The following is an 18,043-nucleotide window of genomic DNA, read 5'->3' as shown; positions in this document are numbered from 1 at the left end:
CTCCTGCCGGGCGTGCACTCATCACGCCCGCATCTTTACTGCATCAGCGGGTAATATTTGTCATAATGCGCGCTGCAATTTTTCCGTATTAAGAGAATCAGATGTCCGATAACGCTCAACTTACCGGTCTGTGCGACCGTTTTCGTGGTTTTTATCCTGTTGTGATCGATGTTGAAACAGCCGGATTTAACGCCAAAACTGATGCGCTGCTTGAGATTGCCGCCATCACCCTGAAAATGGATGAACAAGGCTGGCTGATGCCGGACACCACATTACATTTCCACGTCGAGCCGTTTGTCGGCGCTAATTTGCAACCAGAAGCCCTCGCCTTCAACGGCATTGACCCGAACGATCCCGATCGTGGCGCGGTCAGTGAATACGAGGCGCTGCATGAAATTTTCAAAGTTGTCCGTAAAGGCATTAAAGCGAGCGGCTGTAACCGTGCCATTATGGTGGCGCACAACGCCAATTTCGACCACAGCTTTATGATGGCCGCCGCAGAACGCGCCTCACTGAAACGTAACCCGTTCCACCCTTTCGCCACTTTTGACACTGCTGCACTGGCCGGGCTGGCGCTCGGACAAACCGTATTATCAAAAGCCTGCCAGACCGCTGGCATGGAGTTTGACAGCACTCAGGCACACTCCGCGCTGTACGATACCGAACGTACCGCTGTGCTGTTTTGTGAAATCGTCAACCGCTGGAAACGTCTGGGAGGCTGGCCGCTACCTGCCGCCGAAGAGGTGTAATCGAGTCGATGCCTGATGACATGCAATGATTCAGGCATCTATAGTGAGGCTATTCCACGCATCATGCATGATATTCACGGGGAATAGCGTTAATGGCAGATAATCCAAACTTTTCATCGCCGCTGCCGGACGTGTTTTCACCGGCGACCCGCGACTGGTTTCTTCGCGCCTTTAAACAGCCGACCGCTGTCCAGTCGCAAACCTGGCATGTGGCGGCACACGGTGAACATGCGCTGGTGATTGCACCGACAGGTTCCGGAAAAACGCTGGCCGCTTTTCTCTACGCCCTCGATCAACTCTTCCGCGAAGGCGGAGAACATGCAAGCGAAGCGCATAAGCGTAAAACCTCGCGCATCCTCTATATTTCACCGATTAAAGCCTTAGGCGCCGACGTTCAGCGCAATTTACAGATCCCGTTACAGGGCATTGCGGATGAGCGACGGCGGCGTGGCGAAACGGAAGTCAACATTCGCGTGGGTATCCGCACTGGCGATACCCCCGCACAGGAACGCAGCAAACTGACCCGTAATCCGCCGGACATTCTGATCACCACGCCCGAATCACTCTACCTGATGCTGACCTCCCGCGCGCGCGAGACGCTGCGCGGCGTCGAAACGGTGATTATTGATGAAGTCCATGCCGTGGCAGGCAGCAAACGCGGTGCACATCTGGCACTGAGCCTGGAGCGACTCGATGCGTTGCTAAACACCTCTGCACAGCGAATTGGTCTTTCCGCCACCGTGCGCTCAGCAAGCGATGTGGCGGAATTTCTGGGTGGCGATCGCCCGGTTACGGTGGTCAATCCGCCCGCAATGCGCCATCCACAAATCCGTATTGTCGTTCCTGTCGCCAATATGGATGATGTCTCATCGGTCGCCAGCGGCAACGGCGAAGACAGCCACGCTGGCAGAGAAGGATCAATCTGGCCATATATCGAAACCGGCATTCTTGATGAAGTGTTGCGCCATCGCTCAACCATTGTTTTCACCAATTCTCGCGGACTGGCGGAAAAACTGACGGCACGGCTGAATGAGCTTTACGCCGCACGATTACAGCGTGCCCCGACTATCGCCGTTGATGCGGCAAATTTTGAGTCTACCTCCGGCGCAACCTCTAACCGCGTGCAAAGTAGCGACGTTTTTATTGCCCGTTCGCATCACGGTTCCGTCTCTAAAGAACAACGGACGATAACCGAGCAGGCGCTGAAATCGGGCGAATTACGCTGCGTGGTCGCCACTTCCAGTCTCGAGCTGGGGATTGATATGGGCGCGGTGGATCTGGTGATTCAGGTGGCGACGCCGCTCTCTGTCGCCAGCGGGTTACAACGCATTGGGCGCGCCGGACACCAGGTTGGAGGCATCTCCAAAGGGCTTTTTTTTCCCCGTACCCGGCGTGACTTAGTCGATTCCGCAGTTATTGTGGAGTGTATGTTCGCTGGCAAGCTGGAAAGCCTGACACCACCGCATAATCCACTCGACGTTCTGGCGCAGCAAACTGTTGCCGCTGCGGCGATGGACGCCTTACAGGTTGATGAGTGGTACGCCCGCGTGCGCCGTGCCGCACCGTGGAAAAGTCTACCGAGGCGCGTTTTTGACGCCACGCTGGATATGCTTTCCGGGCGCTATCCTTCTGGTGATTTTTCCGCTTTTCGCCCAAAACTTATCTGGAATCGGGAAAGTGGAATATTAACTGCGCGTCCAGGCGCCCAACTTCTGGCGGTGACCAGCGGTGGCACCATTCCGGATCGTGGCATGTACAGCGTGTTATTGCCGGCAGGTGAAGAACAGGCAGGATCTCGTCGGGTAGGAGAACTGGATGAAGAGATGGTGTATGAATCGCGGGTGAATGACATTATCACCCTCGGGGCTACCTCCTGGCGGATCCAGCAAATCACCCGCGATCAGGTGATTGTGACGCCTGCGCCCGGACGCTCCGCCAGACTTCCCTTCTGGCGCGGTGAAGGTAGCGGACGTCCCGCTGAATTAGGCGAGATGATCGGCGATTTTCTCCATTTGCTGGCGGATGGCGCGTTCTTTTCCGCGAATATCCCTCCGTGGCTGGCGGAAGAAAATACTCTCGCCAATATTAAGGGGCTGATTGACGAGCAGCGAAACGCAACGGGCGTTGTCCCCGGAAGCCGTCACCTGGTTCTCGAACGCTGCCGTGATGAAATTGGCGACTGGCGTATTATTTTGCACTCTCCCTATGGGAGACGCGTGCATGAACCCTGGGCGCTGGCGATTGCCGGGCGAATACATGCGCTATGGGGCGCAGACGCCTCAGTCGTTGCCAGTGATGACGGCATTGTTGCGCGCATTCCTGACACCGATGGCAAATTGCCTGATGCTGCCATTTTCTTGTTTGAGCCGGAAAAGTTGCTGCAAATTGTCCGTGAAGCGGTGGGCAGCTCAGCACTTTTCGCCGCCCGTTTTCGCGAATGCGCCGCGCGGGCATTATTAATGCCGGGGCGCACGCCGGGCCATCGCACCCCGCTTTGGCAACAACGGCTGCGCGCCAGTCAGTTGCTGGAAATCGCTCAGGGATATCCGGATTTTCCGGTCATTCTCGAAACCCTACGCGAATGTCTGCAAGATGTTTATGATCTTCCCGCACTGGAACGTTTGATGCGTCGCCTGAACGGTGGCGAAATTCAAATATCCGATGTAACGACTACTACGCCCTCGCCTTTCGCCGCCAGTTTATTGTTCGGCTATGTCGCGGAGTTTATGTACCAGAGCGACGCCCCGCTGGCAGAGCGCCGGGCGTCCGTACTGTCGCTGGACAGCGAGCTGTTGCGCAATCTACTCGGTCAGGTCGATCCGGGTGAATTACTCGACCCGCAGGTCATTCGCCAGGTGGAAGAAGAGTTACAGCGGCTGGCGGCTGGCAGAAAAGCGAAAGGTGAAGAAGGTTTGTTTGACCTGCTACGCGAACTGGGGCCAATGACCGTTGAGGATCTGGTACAACGGCATACAGGCAGCAGTGAAGAAATTGAGACGTATGTGGAAAATCTTCTCGCTGAAAAACGAATCTTCCCGGCGATGATTGCAGGTCAGGAGCGTCTTGCCTGTATGGATGACGCAGCCAGGCTACGAGACGCCCTCGGTGTACCATTGCCGCACTCACTGCCGGAAATCTACCTGCACCGCGTAAATTCCCCGCTTCGCGATCTCTTTCTACGCTATCTGCGGACTCATGCCCTGGTCACGGCTGAACAACTTGCCCGTGATTTTGGCCTCGGTATTGCCATTGTCGAAGAGCAACTTCAGCAACTGCGCGAGCAAGGGTTGATGATGAATCTGCAACAAGACGTCTGGGTGAGTGACGAAGTTTTCCGTCGTCTGCGCTTACGCTCGCTGCAGGCTGCCAGAGAAGCGACGCGTCCAGTTCCGTCTACAGTCTATGCGCGATTGCTGCTGGAACGTCAGGGCGTGTTACCCGCCACCGATGGCAGCCCGGCGCTCTTTGCCACAACGTCTACAGGCGTTTATGAGGGTGTGGATGGCGTCATGCGGGTTATCGAACAACTTGCCGGTGTTGGTTTACCCGCCTCACTCTGGGAAAGCCAGATCCTGCCAGCCCGCGTGCGCGACTATTCGCCAGAAATGCTTGATGAACTGCTGGCAACCGGCGCAGTTATCTGGTCGGGGCAAAAAAGACTGGGGGATGATGACGGTCTGGTGGCTCTGCATTTGCAGGAATATGCCGCAGAATCGTTAACACCAGTAGAAAATGATCACGCGAAACGTTCAGCGATTCAGCAAGCAATTATCGCGGTTCTGGCTGATGGTGGTGCCTGGTTTGCGCAACAAATCGGTCAACGGGTAGGCGAGAAAATCGGTCAACCGGTAGATGCGTCGCCCCTGCAAGAAGCGTTATGGGAGCTGGTCTGGCAAGGCGTCATTACCAGCGATATTTGGGCACCGTTACGCGCCCTCACCCGCAGCAGTACCAGCGCGCGCGCCTCAGCTCGCCGCAGTCACCGGGCTCGGCGTGGACGTCCTGCCTATACGTTGCCCATCTCGCCGCTGGTATCTTACAACACGCCGAAGCTGGCTGGACGCTGGTCGTTATTACAGGTGGAGCCACTGAACGATACCGAAAGGATGCTGGCGCTGGCGGAAAATATGCTCGACCGCTACGGCATCATCAGTCGTCAGGCGGTGATAGCCGAGAATATCCCTGGCGGGTTTCCATCAATGCAAACGCTTTGTCGCAGCATGGAAGATTCAGGGCGAATTATGCGTGGTCGTTTTGTTGAAGGTCTGGGCGGCGCGCAATTTGCTGATCGCCTGACTATTGACCGATTGCGCGATCTCGCCGCCGCCAGCCAACCGCAGCAATTCACGCCAGTGGCGCTCTCTGCCAACGATCCGGCTAATGTGTGGGGAAATATCCTGCCCTGGCCTGCACATCCGGCAACGCTGGTGCCAACGCGTCGGGCGGGTGCGCTGGTGGTCATTTCCGGCGGCAAATTGTTGCTCTATCTGGCGCAAGGTGGCAAAAAAATGCTGGTCTGGCAGGAAAAAGAGGAATTACTCGCGTCGGAGGTTTTACAGGCGCTGACCACCGCGCTGCGTCGCGAACCTCGGCTGCGCTTTACGCTGACAGAAGTGAATGATCAACCCGTCCGGCAAACGCCGATGTTTACGCTGCTGCGTGATGCGGGATTTTCAAGTTCACCACAAGGGCTGGATTGGGGATAGAAAAGGACTGACGGATGCTTGTTTGCATCCGTCAGTATTGCAGGACGGATTACTCCGCGTCCGGCTCTTCAGACTTGTATTTAGCGGCAGTTTCTTTGATCAGCTGCTGCAGTTCGCCGCGCTGATACATTTCGATCACGATATCACAGCCGCCTACCAGTTCGCCGTCAACCCACAGTTGCGGGAAAGTCGGCCAGTTAGCGTATTTCGGCAGTTCCGCACGAATGTCCGGATTCTGCAGGATATCAACATAGGCAAAACGTTCGCCACATGCGGCAAGCGCCTGGACTGCCTGGGCAGAGAAACCGCAGCTCGGCAGTTTCGGTGAACCTTTCATGTACAGCAGGATCGGGTTTTCAGCAATCTGGCGTTGGATTTTTTCGATAGTGGTGCTCATTGTCTTGCTTCCTCAAACTTCTTTACGGCAGTAATCTGACATTGTAGCGGGTCAGTGCGGCAACGGAAAATAACATTTTCATCACGCTTTTGCTATTTTATCCCTTTGCTCTAAATGTTGCATTTCAAATATTCTTTTCTTCTCTGGCACGCAACAACGTGGTGTTTTTATAACCATTTTTAGCTTTGCCTGCTGCATTTTTTTGCGCTCGCCGACGAAACGTATTTTTTAACAATAAAAGCTATTAACTTTCTCTTCTTCTATGCATTAGAATCATCAAGTTTTGTAAATCAGACGCAGGCATGATAGACCTGCCTTAACAGAGGGACGCTCAGTGGCGCGGATAAACCGTATTTCGATCACGCTCTGTGCTTTACTTTTTACTACCCTGCCTTTTACGCCTATGGCACATGCTTCAAAGCAAGCCAGGGAGAGTTCTGCTACCACTCACATCACCAAAAAAGCAGATAAAAAGAAAAGCACGGCAACCACCAAAAAGACCAATAAAACCAACCAGAAAACAGCGAAAAAAGCCGCCAGTAAAAGTACTACTAAAAATAAAACTGCTTCTTCCGTTAAAAAATCCTCCATTACTGCTTCTAAAAACGCCAAAACTCGCAGCAAACAAGCCGTCAATAAAACGGCGTCAGCCAGCTTTACGGAAAAGTGCACCAAACGTAAAGGCTATAAGTCACGTTGCGTGAAAATCAAAAATGCCACACAGGGAACCATCGCCGACGCGCATAAAGCCAAAGTACAGAAAGCCACAAAAGTGGCTATGAATAAGCTGATGCAGCAAATTGGCAAACCATATCGCTGGGGCGGCAGCTCACCGCGTACCGGTTTTGATTGCAGCGGGCTGGTTTATTACGCGTATAAAGATCTGGTGAAGATCCGTATTCCACGCACGGCTAACGAAATGTATCACCTGCGTGATGCCGCGCCGATCGATCGCAGCGAACTGAAAAACGGCGACCTGGTTTTCTTCCGCACTCAGGGGCGCGGAACCGCCGATCACGTTGGCGTGTATGTCGGCAACGGCAAATTTATTCAGTCACCACGCAGTGGTCAGGAAATTAAAATCACTTCATTAAGTGAAGATTACTGGCAACGCCACTATGTTGGCGCTCGTCGGGTGATGACCCCAAAAACACTTCGCTAAAACTTTACCCTGTTGTTACGGCAACAGGGTAAGTTCATCTTTTGTATCACCTTTTAATTTGCTACCCTATCCATACGCACAATAAGGCTATTGTACGTATGCCAATTAATAATAAAGGAGAGTAGCAATGTCATTTGAATTACCTGCACTACCATATGCTAAAGATGCTCTGGCACCGCACATTTCTGCGGAAACTATCGAGTATCACTACGGCAAACATCATCAGACTTATGTCACTAACCTGAACAACCTGATCAAAGGTACTGCGTTTGAAGGTAAATCACTGGAAGAGATTATTCGCAGCTCTGAAGGTGGTGTATTCAACAACGCCGCTCAGGTCTGGAACCACACTTTCTACTGGAACTGCCTGGCACCGAACGCGGGTGGCGAACCTACTGGTGAACTGGCTGAAGCTATCGCCGCTTCTTTTGGCAGCTTTGCTGACTTCAAAGCTCAGTTTACTGATGCTGCGATCAAAAACTTTGGTTCTGGCTGGACCTGGCTGGTGAAAAACAGCGATGGCAAACTGGCTATCGTTTCCACTTCTAACGCAGGTACTCCGCTGACCACCGATGCGACTCCACTGCTGACCGTTGATGTCTGGGAACACGCTTATTACATCGACTATCGCAATGCACGTCCGGGTTATCTGGAGCACTTCTGGGCGCTGGTAAACTGGGAATTCGTAGCGAAAAATCTCGCCGCATAATCACTGATGGCAAATGCAACATTGCCTGATGCAACGCTTAACGCGTCTTTTCATGCAAACGCGGATGAGGCGTTAGCACCACATCCGGCAAGATAAATCGCACTTTGCCTGCAAACTGTAACGCAGAAGGTTAGCCTTCTGCGTTTTTGTTTTATTAGCTGTTGGCAACGCAAACTGCTTCAGGTTGTTTTCTGGCTGACATAAACACCAGCAACAATGCCAGTCCCGCGACAATCGCCCCCATCACCGGCACAAAACTGTATCCCAGACCACCGGAAATCACTGCACCACCGGCTGCGGCACCCAGCGCATTTCCAAGGTTAAAGGCACCAATATTTACTGATGAAGACAAACCCGGCGCTTCGCTGGCGACGCGCATCACTCGCATCTGCAACGGCGGTACGACCGCAAAGGTTGCCGCGCCCCACACCACCATGCTGATTGCCGCGCCAAACTCATTTCGTGCCAGGAACGGGATCGCCAGCATAATCACCATCAACAGCAGCAAAAAGCCTTTCAGCGTACCATTGACCGAACGATCTGCCAGTTTACCGCCGAGATAGTTACCGATAGAGAACCCAACGCCAATCAGCACCAGCATTGCCGTCACGAACACCGGCGTTGCGTGAGTGATACTTTGCAGTACCGGAGAAATATAGGTGTAGAGGGTGAACATTGCACCAGCGCCCAGCACCGTCGTCAGCAATGCAGACAGCACCTGTGGACGCAACAGTACCGCCAGCTCTTTTTTCACTTCAGGCCGCGCTCCTGCGCCACCTTTTGGTAACGAGAAGAACAGGCTCACCATTGAAATCACGCCTAACCCTGCCGTTGCCAGAAATGACATACGCCAGCCAATAGTTTCCCCAAGCCAGGTTGCCGCCGGAACGCCACCGATATTCGCCAGGGTTAAGCCCATAAACATAGTGGCAACTGCGCTGGCCTGTTTATGTTTTGGCACCACGCTTGCTGCCACGACAGACCCCAGGCCAAAAAACGCCCCATGATTCAGGCTGGTTAAAATGCGTGAAAGCATCAGCGTCATATAATCCGGTGCGATGGCAGAAAGTACGTTACCGAGGGTGAAAATCGCCATCAGGAAAATCAGCGCACTGCGGCGGGCACGATGAGAAAGCAGAAGCGTCATCAATGGCGCGCCAACCATCACGCCAACCGCATAGGCGCTGATTAACATTCCGGCAACTGGAATCGAGACATCCACACCACGCGCAATAACGGGCAACAAGCCCATTGGCGAGAATTCCGTTGTCCCGATACCAAACGCGCCAATTGCCAGCGCCAGCAACGGATAGTTAATTTTCATGCCTAATCTCCACCTCTTCGCGTCATCACGCGATGTTCATCAAAGTGGCGAAAGCATGACATCAATCACAAAAGAATGAAAATAACAAAAAGAGAAAACACTTTTGCCATTTTGCTAACAAAGAGGAAGGAGATGTGAGGGAGAACGCGCTCCCTCGAGGGGAAATCAGTGCAGCGCGGCTGTCAAACCCACGGCCACGATCAAACCAAGAACGATAATGGTTGTTACCAGTGAAAATTTAAGGTCGGTGCTCATCAAGTTTTCTCCTTTTTATTACCCCACAAAAAGTGATATTACGCATTTTTACACACTGTGATGAAAAAATCTCCCGCCATTTATAATGATAAGTGTTTTTACTACTTCCCCTTTTCATCAAGATCGGCCAAAATTCCACGCTTACATTATTTGCGTACTGGCCATTGACCCCTTCCTGACGCTCTGTGTCATTTTCCCGGCGTACCGCAACACTTTTGTTGTGCGTAAGGTGTGTAAAGGCAAACGTTTACCTTGCGATTTTGCAGGAGCTGAAGTTAGGGTCTGGAGTGAAATGGAATGGCAACAATAAAAGATGTAGCGAAGCGAGCAAACGTTTCCACTACAACTGTGTCACACGTAATCAACAAAACACGTTTTGTCGCTGAAGAAACGCGCAATGCCGTGTGGGCAGCGATCAAAGAATTACACTACTCCCCTAGCGCGGTGGCGCGTAGCCTGAAGGTTAACCACACCAAGTCTATCGGTTTGCTGGCGACCAGCAGCGAAGCGGCCTATTTTGCCGAGATCATTGAAGCGGTAGAAAAAAATTGCTTCCAGAAAGGCTACACGCTGATTCTGGGCAATGCGTGGAACAATCTTGAGAAACAGCGGGCTTATCTGTCGATGATGGCGCAAAAACGCGTCGATGGCCTGCTGGTGATGTGTTCTGAGTATCCGGAACCGTTGCTGGCGATGCTGGAAGAGTATCGCCATATCCCGATGGTGGTGATGGACTGGGGTGAAGCAAAAGCAGACTTTACCGATGCGGTTATCGATAACGCTTTTGAAGGCGGTTATATGGCCGGGCGCTATCTGATTGAACGCGGTCACCGCGAAATCGGCGTTATTCCTGGTCCTCTGGAGCGTAACACCGGTGCTGGCCGTCTGGCGGGCTTTATGAAAGCGATGGAAGAAGCCATGATCAAGGTGCCGGAAAACTGGATTGTGCAAGGTGACTTTGAGCCTGAATCAGGTTATCGCGCCATGCAGCAAATCCTGTCGCAACCGCACAGACCTACCGCAGTCTTCTGTGGCGGCGATATTATGGCGATGGGCGCGCTCTGTGCCGCTGATGAAATGGGTCTGCGCGTCCCGCAGGATGTTTCTCTGATCGGTTATGATAACGTGCGCAATGCTCGCTACTTTACCCCGGCACTGACTACTATCCATCAGCCAAAAGATTCGCTGGGTGAAACGGCGTTCAATATGCTGCTGGATCGTATCGTCAACAAACGCGAAGAACCGCAGTCAATTGAAGTTCATCCACGGTTGATTGAACGTCGCTCCGTGGCCGATGGCCCGTTCCGCGACTATCGTCGTTAATCATCCGTTGCGGGAGTCTCTTCAGGCTCCCGCAGCCACTCCTTATTCAGCGTCTCACTATCGCCGAGATACTCAAGCAACCAGGTTAAAGCAGGCGACATATCATTCTGCTGCCAGGTCAGACAACATGCTGAATCAGGGAATGGATTTTCCAGTTCTAGTGCTACCCACTTCCCCTCATTAAGCCACGGTTTGGCGAAATGTGTCGGCACCATACCGATGCATAACCCAGCCGAAATACACGTTGCCGATGATTCCCAGTCCGGTACAACCAGGCGCTTTTGATTATCCAGCAGCCAGGTAATACGTTTGGGTAGCGTCCGCGAGGTGTCTTCGCGCACCAGTGACGGCCAGTTGCGCAACGTATCATCGCTGAATGGTCCATTCATTGACGCAAGCGGATGATGACGGGCAACAACACAGCTCCAGCTCAGCATCCCCATATCACGGAAGGCATAACGACCGCCCACCGGAATCGCTCGTGTCGCGCCAATCGCCAGTTCCACGCGCCCATCAGAAAGCGCATCCCAGACACCGTTGAATACTTCCTGAAATACCAGAAGTTCAACGTCATCAAAATGGCGATAGAAATCAACGATCATCTGCCGTGTACGTTCTGGCCTGACGATATTATCCACCGCAATGGCTAACTGACCGCGCCAGCCGTTCGCAATCTGCTGACATTGCTGGCGCGTGATCTGCATTTTTTTGACAACAGAGCGCCCTTCTTTGAGAAACCACGCCCCGGCAGCGGTCAGTTCCACATCACGATGACGCCGTTCAAAAAGCGGCACCGCCAGCCACTCTTCCAGCTGACGCACGGTATAGCTGACCGCTGAAGGAACGCGATGCAACTCCTGAGCCGCAGCACTAAAACTGCCATTACGCGCCACCGCATCAACCACTTCGAGAGAATACTCAGACCACATAGTTTGCCTGCAAAATTTTTGAAACCAGTCATCAAATATTACCGTTTCACAACAGGAATTTCACTCCCTACACTTTGCGACGGTGTTTAATTGAGAAATTTAGAGAATATACATGCAACCTGGGAAAAGATTTTTAGTCTGGCTGGCGGGTTTGAGCGTACTCGGTTTTCTGGCAACCGATATGTATCTGCCCGCTTTCGCCGCCATTCAGGCCGATTTGCAAACGCCTGCGTCTGCTGTCAGTGCCAGCCTTAGTCTGTTCCTTGCCGGTTTTGCCGCAGCCCAACTTCTGTGGGGGCCGCTCTCCGACCGTTATGGTCGTAAACCGGTGTTATTAATCGGCCTGACAATTTTTGCGTTAGGTAGTCTGGGGATGTTATGGGTGGATAACGCCATCACTCTGCTGGTATTACGGTTTGTGCAAGCGGTTGGTGTCTGTGCCGCCGCAGTTATCTGGCAGGCGCTGGTGACGGATTACTATCCTTCACAAAAAGTGAATCGTATTTTCGCCACTATCATGCCATTAGTGGGACTCTCTCCTGCCCTTGCTCCTCTTTTAGGTAGCTGGCTGCTGGTTCATTTTTCCTGGCAGGCGATTTTCGCGACCTTATTTGCCATTACCGTGGTGCTGATTCTGCCCATTTTCTGGCTTAAACCCACGACTAAAGCACGTAACGACAGTCAGGATGGACTGACCTTTACCGATCTGCTGCGTTCAAAAACCTATCGCGGCAACGTGCTGATTTATGCGGCCTGTTCAGCCAGTTTCTTTGCCTGGCTGACCGGTTCACCGTTCATCCTTAGCGAGATGGGCTATAGCCCGGCAGTCATTGGTTTAAGTTATGTACCACAAACCATCGCGTTTCTGATTGGTGGTTATGGCTGTCGCGCAGCATTGCAGAAATGGCAAGGCAAACAATTATTACCGTGGCTGCTGGCGCTGTTTGCTGTCAGCGTCGTGGCGACCTGGGCTGCTGGCTTCATTAGCCATGTTTCGCTGGTCGAAATTCTGATCCCATTCTGTGTGATGGCTATTGCCAACGGCGCAATCTACCCGATTGTTGTCGCCCAGGCGCTGCGCCCCTTCCCACATGCGACCGGCCGCGCCGCAGCATTGCAGAACACACTGCAACTGGGACTGTGCTTCCTCGCAAGCCTTGTGGTTTCCTGGCTCATCAGCGTTAGCACACCACTGCTCACCACCACCTGCGTGATGTTATCGACCGTGGTATTGGCTTCTCTGGGTTACATGATGCAACGTTGTGAAGAACCTGGTTGCCAGAATCATGGCAATGCCGAAGTCGCTCATAGCGAATCACATTGATCTATATCGACATCTTTATACTTAGGCTGCTAACAAAATTTTGTTGTATGATTGAAATTAGCGGCCTATACTAATTTCCAGTTGTTAAGATTACGATAAATATTATGTTTTTACGGGGACAGGAGCGTTCCCGGATTGCTATGGATGGTCATTTCGGCAAGGGTTCCTCCTTTCCCTCTGTTCTACGTCGGATTATAGACTCGCGGATTTTCTGCGAGATTTCTCACAAAGCCCAAAAAGCGTCTACGCTGTTTTAAGGTTCTGATCACCGACCAGTGATGGAGAAACTATGAGTTCATCGTGTATAGAAGAAGTCAGCGTACCGGATGACAACTGGTACAGAATCGCCAACGAATTACTTAGCCGCGCCGGTATAGCCATCAACGGTTCTGCCCCGGCGGATATTCGTGTTAAAAACCCCGATTTTTTTAAACGCGTTCTACAGGAAGGTTCGTTGGGGTTAGGCGAAAGTTATATGGATGGCTGGTGGGAATGTGAACGACTGGATATGTTTTTTAGCAAAGTCTTACGCGCAGGTCTCGAAAACCAACTCCCCCATCATTTCAAAGACACTCTGCGCATCGCAGGCGCTCGTCTCTTCAATCTGCAGAGTAAAAAACGTGCCTGGATAGTTGGCAAAGAGCATTACGATCTGGGTAATGACCTGTTCAGCCGTATGCTTGATCCCTTCATGCAATATTCCTGCGCTTACTGGAAAGATGCCGATAATCTGGAGTCTGCCCAACAAGCGAAGCTTAAAATGATCTGCGAAAAATTGCAGTTGAAGCCAGGGATGCGTGTACTGGATATTGGCTGCGGCTGGGGCGGACTGGCGCACTACATGGCGTCTAACTATGACGTAAGCGTGGTAGGTGTCACCATTTCTGCTGAACAGCAGAAAATGGCTCAGGATCGCTGTGAAGGTCTGGATGTCACCATTTTGCTGCAAGATTACCGTGACCTGAACGATCAATTTGACCGCATTGTTTCAGTGGGAATGTTCGAACACGTCGGGCCGAAAAATTACAACACTTATTTTGAGGTGGTGGATCGCAATCTGAAACCGGACGGTATTTTCCTGTTACATACTATCGGCTCGAAAAAAACCGATCTGAATGTTGATCCGTGGATTAATAAATATATTTTCCCGAACGGTTGTCTGCCCTCTGTACGCCAGATCGCTCAATCCAGCGAACCACACTTTGTGATGGAAGACTGGCATAACTTTGGCGCCGATTACGATACCACGCTAATGGCCTGGTATGAGCGATTCCTCGCCGCATGGCCGGAAATTGCGGATAATTACAGTGAACGCTTTAAACGGATGTTTACCTATTATCTGAATGCTTGCGCTGGTGCTTTCCGCGCCCGTGATATTCAGCTCTGGCAAGTGGTGTTCTCTCGAGGGGTCGAAAACGGCCTTCGGGTTGCACGCTAAATGTTATTCTATCGCCCCCGTTTGGGGGCGATATCATATTTAAGTCCGTTATTGATTCAGCGCCTTTTCCCGCATCGCCAGCACACGTTCTACCGTATCTACCACTGCCTGAGTTTGTGGATCGATTTCAATATTGACGCGCGCTCCGAGTTTTTTCTTACCGAGAGTGGTACGTTCCAGCGTTTCCGGAATTAAATGCACGCAGAAACGTGTTGACGTTACTTCGCCCACGGTCAGGCTAATACCGTCGATTCCGATAAATCCTTTGTACAGGATATATTTCATCAACTGACTATCCTGCACTTTAAACCAGATCTGGCGATTATTTTCAGAGGTTAATATTTTCGCTACTTCAGCGGTGGTCATAATATGACCCGACATTAAATGTCCGCCAATTTCATCACTGAATTTAGCCGCACGCTCAACGTTTACCCAATCCCCAACCTGTAAATCGCCAAGATTAGTAATGCGTAATGTCTCTTTCATCAGATCAAAACTGATATGGTTACCGTTGATTTCCGTCACGGTCAGGCAACAACCGTTGTGTGCCACAGACGCACCGGTCTCCAGACCATCCAGCATATAGTCAGGTAACTCAACCACATGAGTACGAAAATTTGGTTTCTCGTCAATCGACACCAGTTTTGCAGTGCCCTGCACTATCCCCGTAAACATACTTACAACTCCTGAAATCAGTTAAGGCATTCTGTTCAGCACAATAGCAGGTGGGAAACACCCTTACCAGTAAAGGGGGCTGAATGGTTATTTTTTCACTGGAGAATTAATAAATCCTCGCTACAATAGACTGAATTTCCCCTGCTTCTTCTTTTTGCTGCCCATTCAGGCGGCTTTTTAGTCTCTCATATAACAACAATATAAAAGGTGTTCACGTGCAGAAGTATATCAGTGAAGCGCGTCTGTTATTAGCATTAGCAATCCCGGTGATTCTCGCGCAAATCGCCCAAACAGCGATGGGTTTTGTCGATACTGTCATGGCGGGCGGCTATAGCGCCACCGACATGGCGGCGGTCGCCATTGGTACATCTATCTGGCTCCCGGCTATTCTTTTCGGGCACGGATTGCTGCTTGCGTTGACGCCAGTGATCGCGCAATTGAATGGTTCTGGTCGCCGTGAACGCATAGCGCATCAGGTACGACAAGGTTTCTGGCTAGCCGGCTTTGTCTCGGTGCTCATTATGGTGGTTCTGTGGAATGCGGGTTATATCATCCGCTCCATGCAAAATATCGATCCGGCGCTCGCCGATAAAGCGGTAGGTTACCTGCGTGCACTGCTGTGGGGTGCTCCGGGCTATCTGTTCTTCCAGGTCGCGCGTAACCAGTGTGAAGGTCTGGCAAAAACCAAACCTGGGATGGTGATGGGTTTTATTGGCCTGTTGGTGAACATTCCGGTTAACTATATCTTTATTTATGGTCATTTCGGAATGCCTGAACTCGGTGGCGTCGGTTGTGGTGTAGCGACGGCGGCTGTGTATTGGGTGATGTTCCTCGCCATGGTTTCTTATATTAAACATGCCCGTTCCATGCGCGATATCCGCAACGAAAAAGGCACCGCTAAACCCGATCCTGCCGCATTGAAACGGCTGGTGCAACTTGGTCTACCTATCGCGCTGGCGTTGTTCTTTGAAGTGACACTGTTTGCTGTAGTGGCGCTGTTGGTATCTCCACTCGGTATTATCGATGTGGCAGGCCACCAGATTGCACTGAACTTCAGTTCGTTGATGTTCGTTCTTCCAATGTCGCTGGCCGCAGCAGTAACCATCCGTGTTGGTTATCGTCTGGGTCAGGGCTCAACGCTGGATGCACAAACAGCCGCGCGAACAGGGCTTATGGTTGGCGTTTGTATGGCGACTCTGACCGCAATTTTCACGGTTTCACTACGGGAGCAGATTGCCCTGCTGTATAACGATAATCCTGAGGTCGTAACGCTGGCGGCACATTTGATGTTGCTGGCGGCGGTGTATCAGATTTCTGACTCCATACAGGTTATCGGCAGTGGGATTTTGCGTGGTTATAAAGATACGCGGTCGATTTTTTATATTACCTTTACGGCGTACTGGGTATTAGGCTTGCCGAGCGGCTACATTCTGGCGCTGACCGATCTGGTAGTTGAACCAATGGGGCCAGCAGGTTTCTGGATCGGCTTTATTATTGGCCTGACTTCTGCCGCTATTATGATGATGCTGCGTATGCGTTTCCTGCAACGTCTGCCATCAGCCATCATTCTGCAACGAGCAGCTCGCTAAAAAACAAGGCGCAACCTTCACAGATTGCGCCTTAGTTTTTATTCGGGCTGGAGCGTTGCGCCAATCCTGTCTTCGTCAGGTTGCAGTTTAAGCACACTGCAAATTGGTTGCCGACTGGCATCCGTTATCTCAACGAGAATATTGCCACTAACTTCCCCTTTCACACTGATGAAGTCAGGCGAAATTTCTTTCGCGCTGGTTTGCAGGCAAATCGTTCCCTCTCCGCGCAGTCGTTTCACTTTCAGTTGCACATGTGTGGCTGCTGCCGTGATCAGCCAAACTTTTCCGCCATCAAGGTTTAATTCACCAACGCGAAAAGTGACATTGTCACCTTTTACCGTACTGCCATCGAGGATCATCACGCCTCCCGGCTGTACCGTAACCGTTGACTGTTGTAAATCAGCACCGTAACCAATAATCAAAGAGCTACCTTCTTGTACGGCAACGCTCCCCATCAGTTCAACTGGCGCACAATCCTCTTCCACGACAAATTTATCGTCCGCGCTGGTGGGAGACATGACAATCATCGTGCCACCTTTCAGCAGTGCATTTTCCAGCGTACCGGCATAAACTTCAGCACGGCCTCCGGCATTAACCGCCAAATCCTTCGTCTTACCGGAGCTATAGAGCTGTAGACCGTCTGTCCCAAGGCGATAAACGGCTGCGTTCTCAACAAGGGTATGAATATCTTCTCCGCCTATGTTATTCATGGCTCCGCCCGCAAGCGTCGTATCGCAGGCTTTCCCCGCCAGCATAAAGACTCCGCCCTGGTTAATTGCGCTGTTGAAAGCTTCTCCACCAGGGTAAACCAGCAATTCACCGCCATCATCCACTATTGCAGATGAAGTCGTCCCGTTGACCAATAAACCACCGGCCTGATCGAGAATAATTTTTTCTGCCCGATGGCCTTCCAGTACGCGCAGATTACCGCCATTCTCCAGTAACAAACCGCAGGCGTAGCCCTGATCAACGCTAAATTCACCTTCGGGATGGCGGCCATTAACAGTAGCGAGCGTTGAGAGGCTAATTGCTCCACCGTCGGACTGAACGATGTCTGTGGCAATTGCACCGTCACCGACTGATAACGTGCCATTGTTGCCATATTGTGTGCCTCTGACGATCCCACCAGTTTCCACTTTCAGCCAGCCCGCATCTGTCACTACGGTGTTTTCAGCTCTTCCGCCTGTCTCAACGAGCAACTCACCGTCAGTGAGTTGAGTCGCGCTAATGACCTCGCCGGTCTTAACAATTTGCACTTTCCCGTCGCTCATCAAGTTTTTTGCATCAGATCCCATGATTTATTCCTTTGCTGCATCTGTGTGCCCTTATCGCTACCTAAGTGTAAAGGCTACGGAGGATTTATCCACGATAGAATTGATTTGCTGGCAAACGACTCGGTTTATATCCTGATGCGCGAGATAGTGGGTTGTGTCAGATGTGAAAATGACTCTGACCAAAAATCA

General features: G+C 51.6%; 14 protein-coding genes. 8 read left to right on the top strand and 6 right to left on the bottom strand.

The window, feature by feature from the left end:
- Positions 1–101 precede the first annotated feature (101 nt).
- Together rnt and HEM79_RS02255 are read left to right on the top strand one after the other, a co-directional pair.
- A complete protein-coding gene (rnt, locus tag HEM79_RS02260; protein ID WP_001282285.1) occupies positions 102–749 on the top strand; it encodes a ribonuclease T in 648 nt (215 codons plus the stop codon).
- A gap of 92 nt (positions 750–841) precedes the next feature.
- The gene (locus HEM79_RS02255; protein ID WP_176241116.1) at positions 842–5,455 is read left to right on the top strand and encodes an ATP-dependent helicase; all 4,614 of its coding nucleotides are present in this window, start codon (positions 842–844) and stop codon (positions 5,453–5,455) included.
- Positions 5,456–5,504: 49 nt separating this feature from the next.
- On the opposite strand, the gene grxD is transcribed toward HEM79_RS02255, so the two are convergent.
- Positions 5,505–5,852, bottom strand: a complete 348-nt coding sequence (gene grxD, locus HEM79_RS02250) for a monothiol glutaredoxin 4 (protein WP_000108172.1) — start codon at positions 5,850–5,852, stop codon at positions 5,505–5,507.
- A gap of 334 nt (positions 5,853–6,186) precedes the next feature.
- On the opposite strand from grxD, the gene mepH reads away from it, so the two are divergent.
- Together mepH and sodB are read left to right on the top strand one after the other, a co-directional pair.
- A complete protein-coding gene (mepH, locus tag HEM79_RS02245; protein WP_176241117.1) occupies positions 6,187–7,014 on the top strand; it encodes a peptidoglycan DD-endopeptidase MepH in 828 nt (275 codons plus the stop codon).
- 127 nt (positions 7,015–7,141) lie between these two features.
- Entirely contained in the window at positions 7,142–7,723 is a 582-nt protein-coding gene (gene sodB, locus HEM79_RS02240) for a superoxide dismutase [Fe] (protein ID WP_000007278.1), read from the top strand.
- A gap of 154 nt (positions 7,724–7,877) precedes the next feature.
- On the opposite strand, the gene HEM79_RS02235 is transcribed toward sodB, so the two are convergent.
- Together HEM79_RS02235 and cydH are read right to left on the bottom strand one after the other, a co-directional pair.
- Positions 7,878–9,047 (bottom strand): MFS transporter, encoded by a 1,170-nt coding sequence (locus HEM79_RS02235; protein WP_105284827.1) that lies wholly within the window; start codon positions 9,045–9,047, stop codon positions 7,878–7,880.
- Positions 9,048–9,212: 165 nt separating this feature from the next.
- Entirely contained in the window at positions 9,213–9,302 is a 90-nt protein-coding gene (cydH, locus tag HEM79_RS02230) for a cytochrome bd-I accessory subunit CydH (RefSeq protein WP_000102278.1), read from the bottom strand.
- A gap of 297 nt (positions 9,303–9,599) precedes the next feature.
- Here cydH and purR point away from each other — a divergent pair, with 297 nt between their 5' ends.
- Positions 9,600–10,625, top strand: a complete 1,026-nt coding sequence (gene purR, locus HEM79_RS02225; protein WP_000190978.1) for an HTH-type transcriptional repressor PurR — start codon at positions 9,600–9,602, stop codon at positions 10,623–10,625.
- On the opposite strand, the gene punR is transcribed toward purR, so the two are convergent.
- Positions 10,622–11,554: a DNA-binding transcriptional activator PunR gene (punR, locus tag HEM79_RS02220; protein WP_000269487.1), complete on the bottom strand. Its 933-nt coding sequence runs from the start codon at positions 11,552–11,554 to the stop codon at positions 10,622–10,624. The two genes, purR and punR, sit on opposite strands and share 4 nt — an antisense overlap.
- 112 nt (positions 11,555–11,666) lie before the next feature.
- Between punR and punC the strand changes: the two genes are divergently transcribed.
- Positions 11,667–12,878 carry a purine nucleoside transporter PunC gene (punC, locus tag HEM79_RS02215; RefSeq protein ID WP_001182342.1) on the top strand — a complete coding sequence of 404 codons (1,212 nt, stop codon included), beginning with the start codon at positions 11,667–11,669 and terminating at the stop codon, positions 12,876–12,878.
- A 289-nt stretch (positions 12,879–13,167) separates the two neighbouring features.
- Positions 13,168–14,316: a cyclopropane fatty acyl phospholipid synthase gene (gene cfa / locus HEM79_RS02210; protein WP_176241118.1), complete on the top strand. Its 1,149-nt coding sequence runs from the start codon at positions 13,168–13,170 to the stop codon at positions 14,314–14,316.
- Positions 14,317–14,364: 48 nt separating this feature from the next.
- Here the strand turns inward: cfa and HEM79_RS02205 are convergent, their stop codons facing one another.
- On the bottom strand, positions 14,365–14,991 hold the full coding sequence (locus tag HEM79_RS02205; protein ID WP_000493959.1) for a riboflavin synthase: 627 nt from the start codon (positions 14,989–14,991) through the stop codon (positions 14,365–14,367).
- Positions 14,992–15,206: 215 nt separating this feature from the next.
- Between HEM79_RS02205 and mdtK the strand changes: the two genes are divergently transcribed.
- Complete coding sequence (gene mdtK, locus HEM79_RS02200) at positions 15,207–16,580, top strand: multidrug efflux MATE transporter MdtK (RefSeq protein ID WP_001174971.1); 1,374 nt, start codon at positions 15,207–15,209, stop codon at positions 16,578–16,580.
- A gap of 38 nt (positions 16,581–16,618) precedes the next feature.
- Here the strand turns inward: mdtK and HEM79_RS02195 are convergent, their stop codons facing one another.
- Positions 16,619–17,875, bottom strand: a complete 1,257-nt coding sequence (locus HEM79_RS02195; protein WP_176241119.1) for an AIDA repeat-containing protein — start codon at positions 17,873–17,875, stop codon at positions 16,619–16,621.
- Between the last annotated feature and the right edge of the window lie 168 nt (positions 17,876–18,043).

It is taken from the genome of Escherichia sp. 93.0816 (assembly GCF_013368855.2).
In the GTDB taxonomy this organism is placed as follows: domain Bacteria; phylum Pseudomonadota; class Gammaproteobacteria; order Enterobacterales; family Enterobacteriaceae; genus Escherichia; species Escherichia ruysiae.
Note: the sequence above shows the minus strand (reverse complement) of the source record. Positions and strands in the feature narration are given on the sequence as shown.

What these genes read in the sequence shown, in the direction of transcription:
- sodB (WP_000007278.1), top strand. Translation starts at nt 7,142, where the DNA reads ATGTCATTTGAATTACCTGCACTACCATATGCTAAAGATGCTCTGGCA.
- rnt (WP_001282285.1), top strand. Translation starts at nt 102, where the DNA reads ATGTCCGATAACGCTCAACTTACCGGTCTGTGCGACCGTTTTCGTGGT.
- HEM79_RS02255 (WP_176241116.1), top strand. Translation starts at nt 842, where the DNA reads ATGGCAGATAATCCAAACTTTTCATCGCCGCTGCCGGACGTGTTTTCA.
- cfa (WP_176241118.1), top strand. Translation starts at nt 13,168, where the DNA reads ATGAGTTCATCGTGTATAGAAGAAGTCAGCGTACCGGATGACAACTGG.
- punC (WP_001182342.1), top strand. Translation starts at nt 11,667, where the DNA reads ATGCAACCTGGGAAAAGATTTTTAGTCTGGCTGGCGGGTTTGAGCGTA.
- HEM79_RS02205 (WP_000493959.1), bottom strand. Translation starts at nt 14,991, where the DNA reads ATGTTTACGGGGATAGTGCAGGGCACTGCAAAACTGGTGTCGATTGAC.
- punR (WP_000269487.1), bottom strand. Translation starts at nt 11,554, where the DNA reads ATGTGGTCTGAGTATTCTCTCGAAGTGGTTGATGCGGTGGCGCGTAAT.
- HEM79_RS02195 (WP_176241119.1), bottom strand. Translation starts at nt 17,875, where the DNA reads ATGGGATCTGATGCAAAAAACTTGATGAGCGACGGGAAAGTGCAAATT.
- HEM79_RS02235 (WP_105284827.1), bottom strand. Translation starts at nt 9,047, where the DNA reads ATGAAAATTAACTATCCGTTGCTGGCGCTGGCAATTGGCGCGTTTGGT.
- purR (WP_000190978.1), top strand. Translation starts at nt 9,600, where the DNA reads ATGGCAACAATAAAAGATGTAGCGAAGCGAGCAAACGTTTCCACTACA.
- cydH (WP_000102278.1), bottom strand. Translation starts at nt 9,302, where the DNA reads ATGAGCACCGACCTTAAATTTTCACTGGTAACAACCATTATCGTTCTT.
- grxD (WP_000108172.1), bottom strand. Translation starts at nt 5,852, where the DNA reads ATGAGCACCACTATCGAAAAAATCCAACGCCAGATTGCTGAAAACCCG.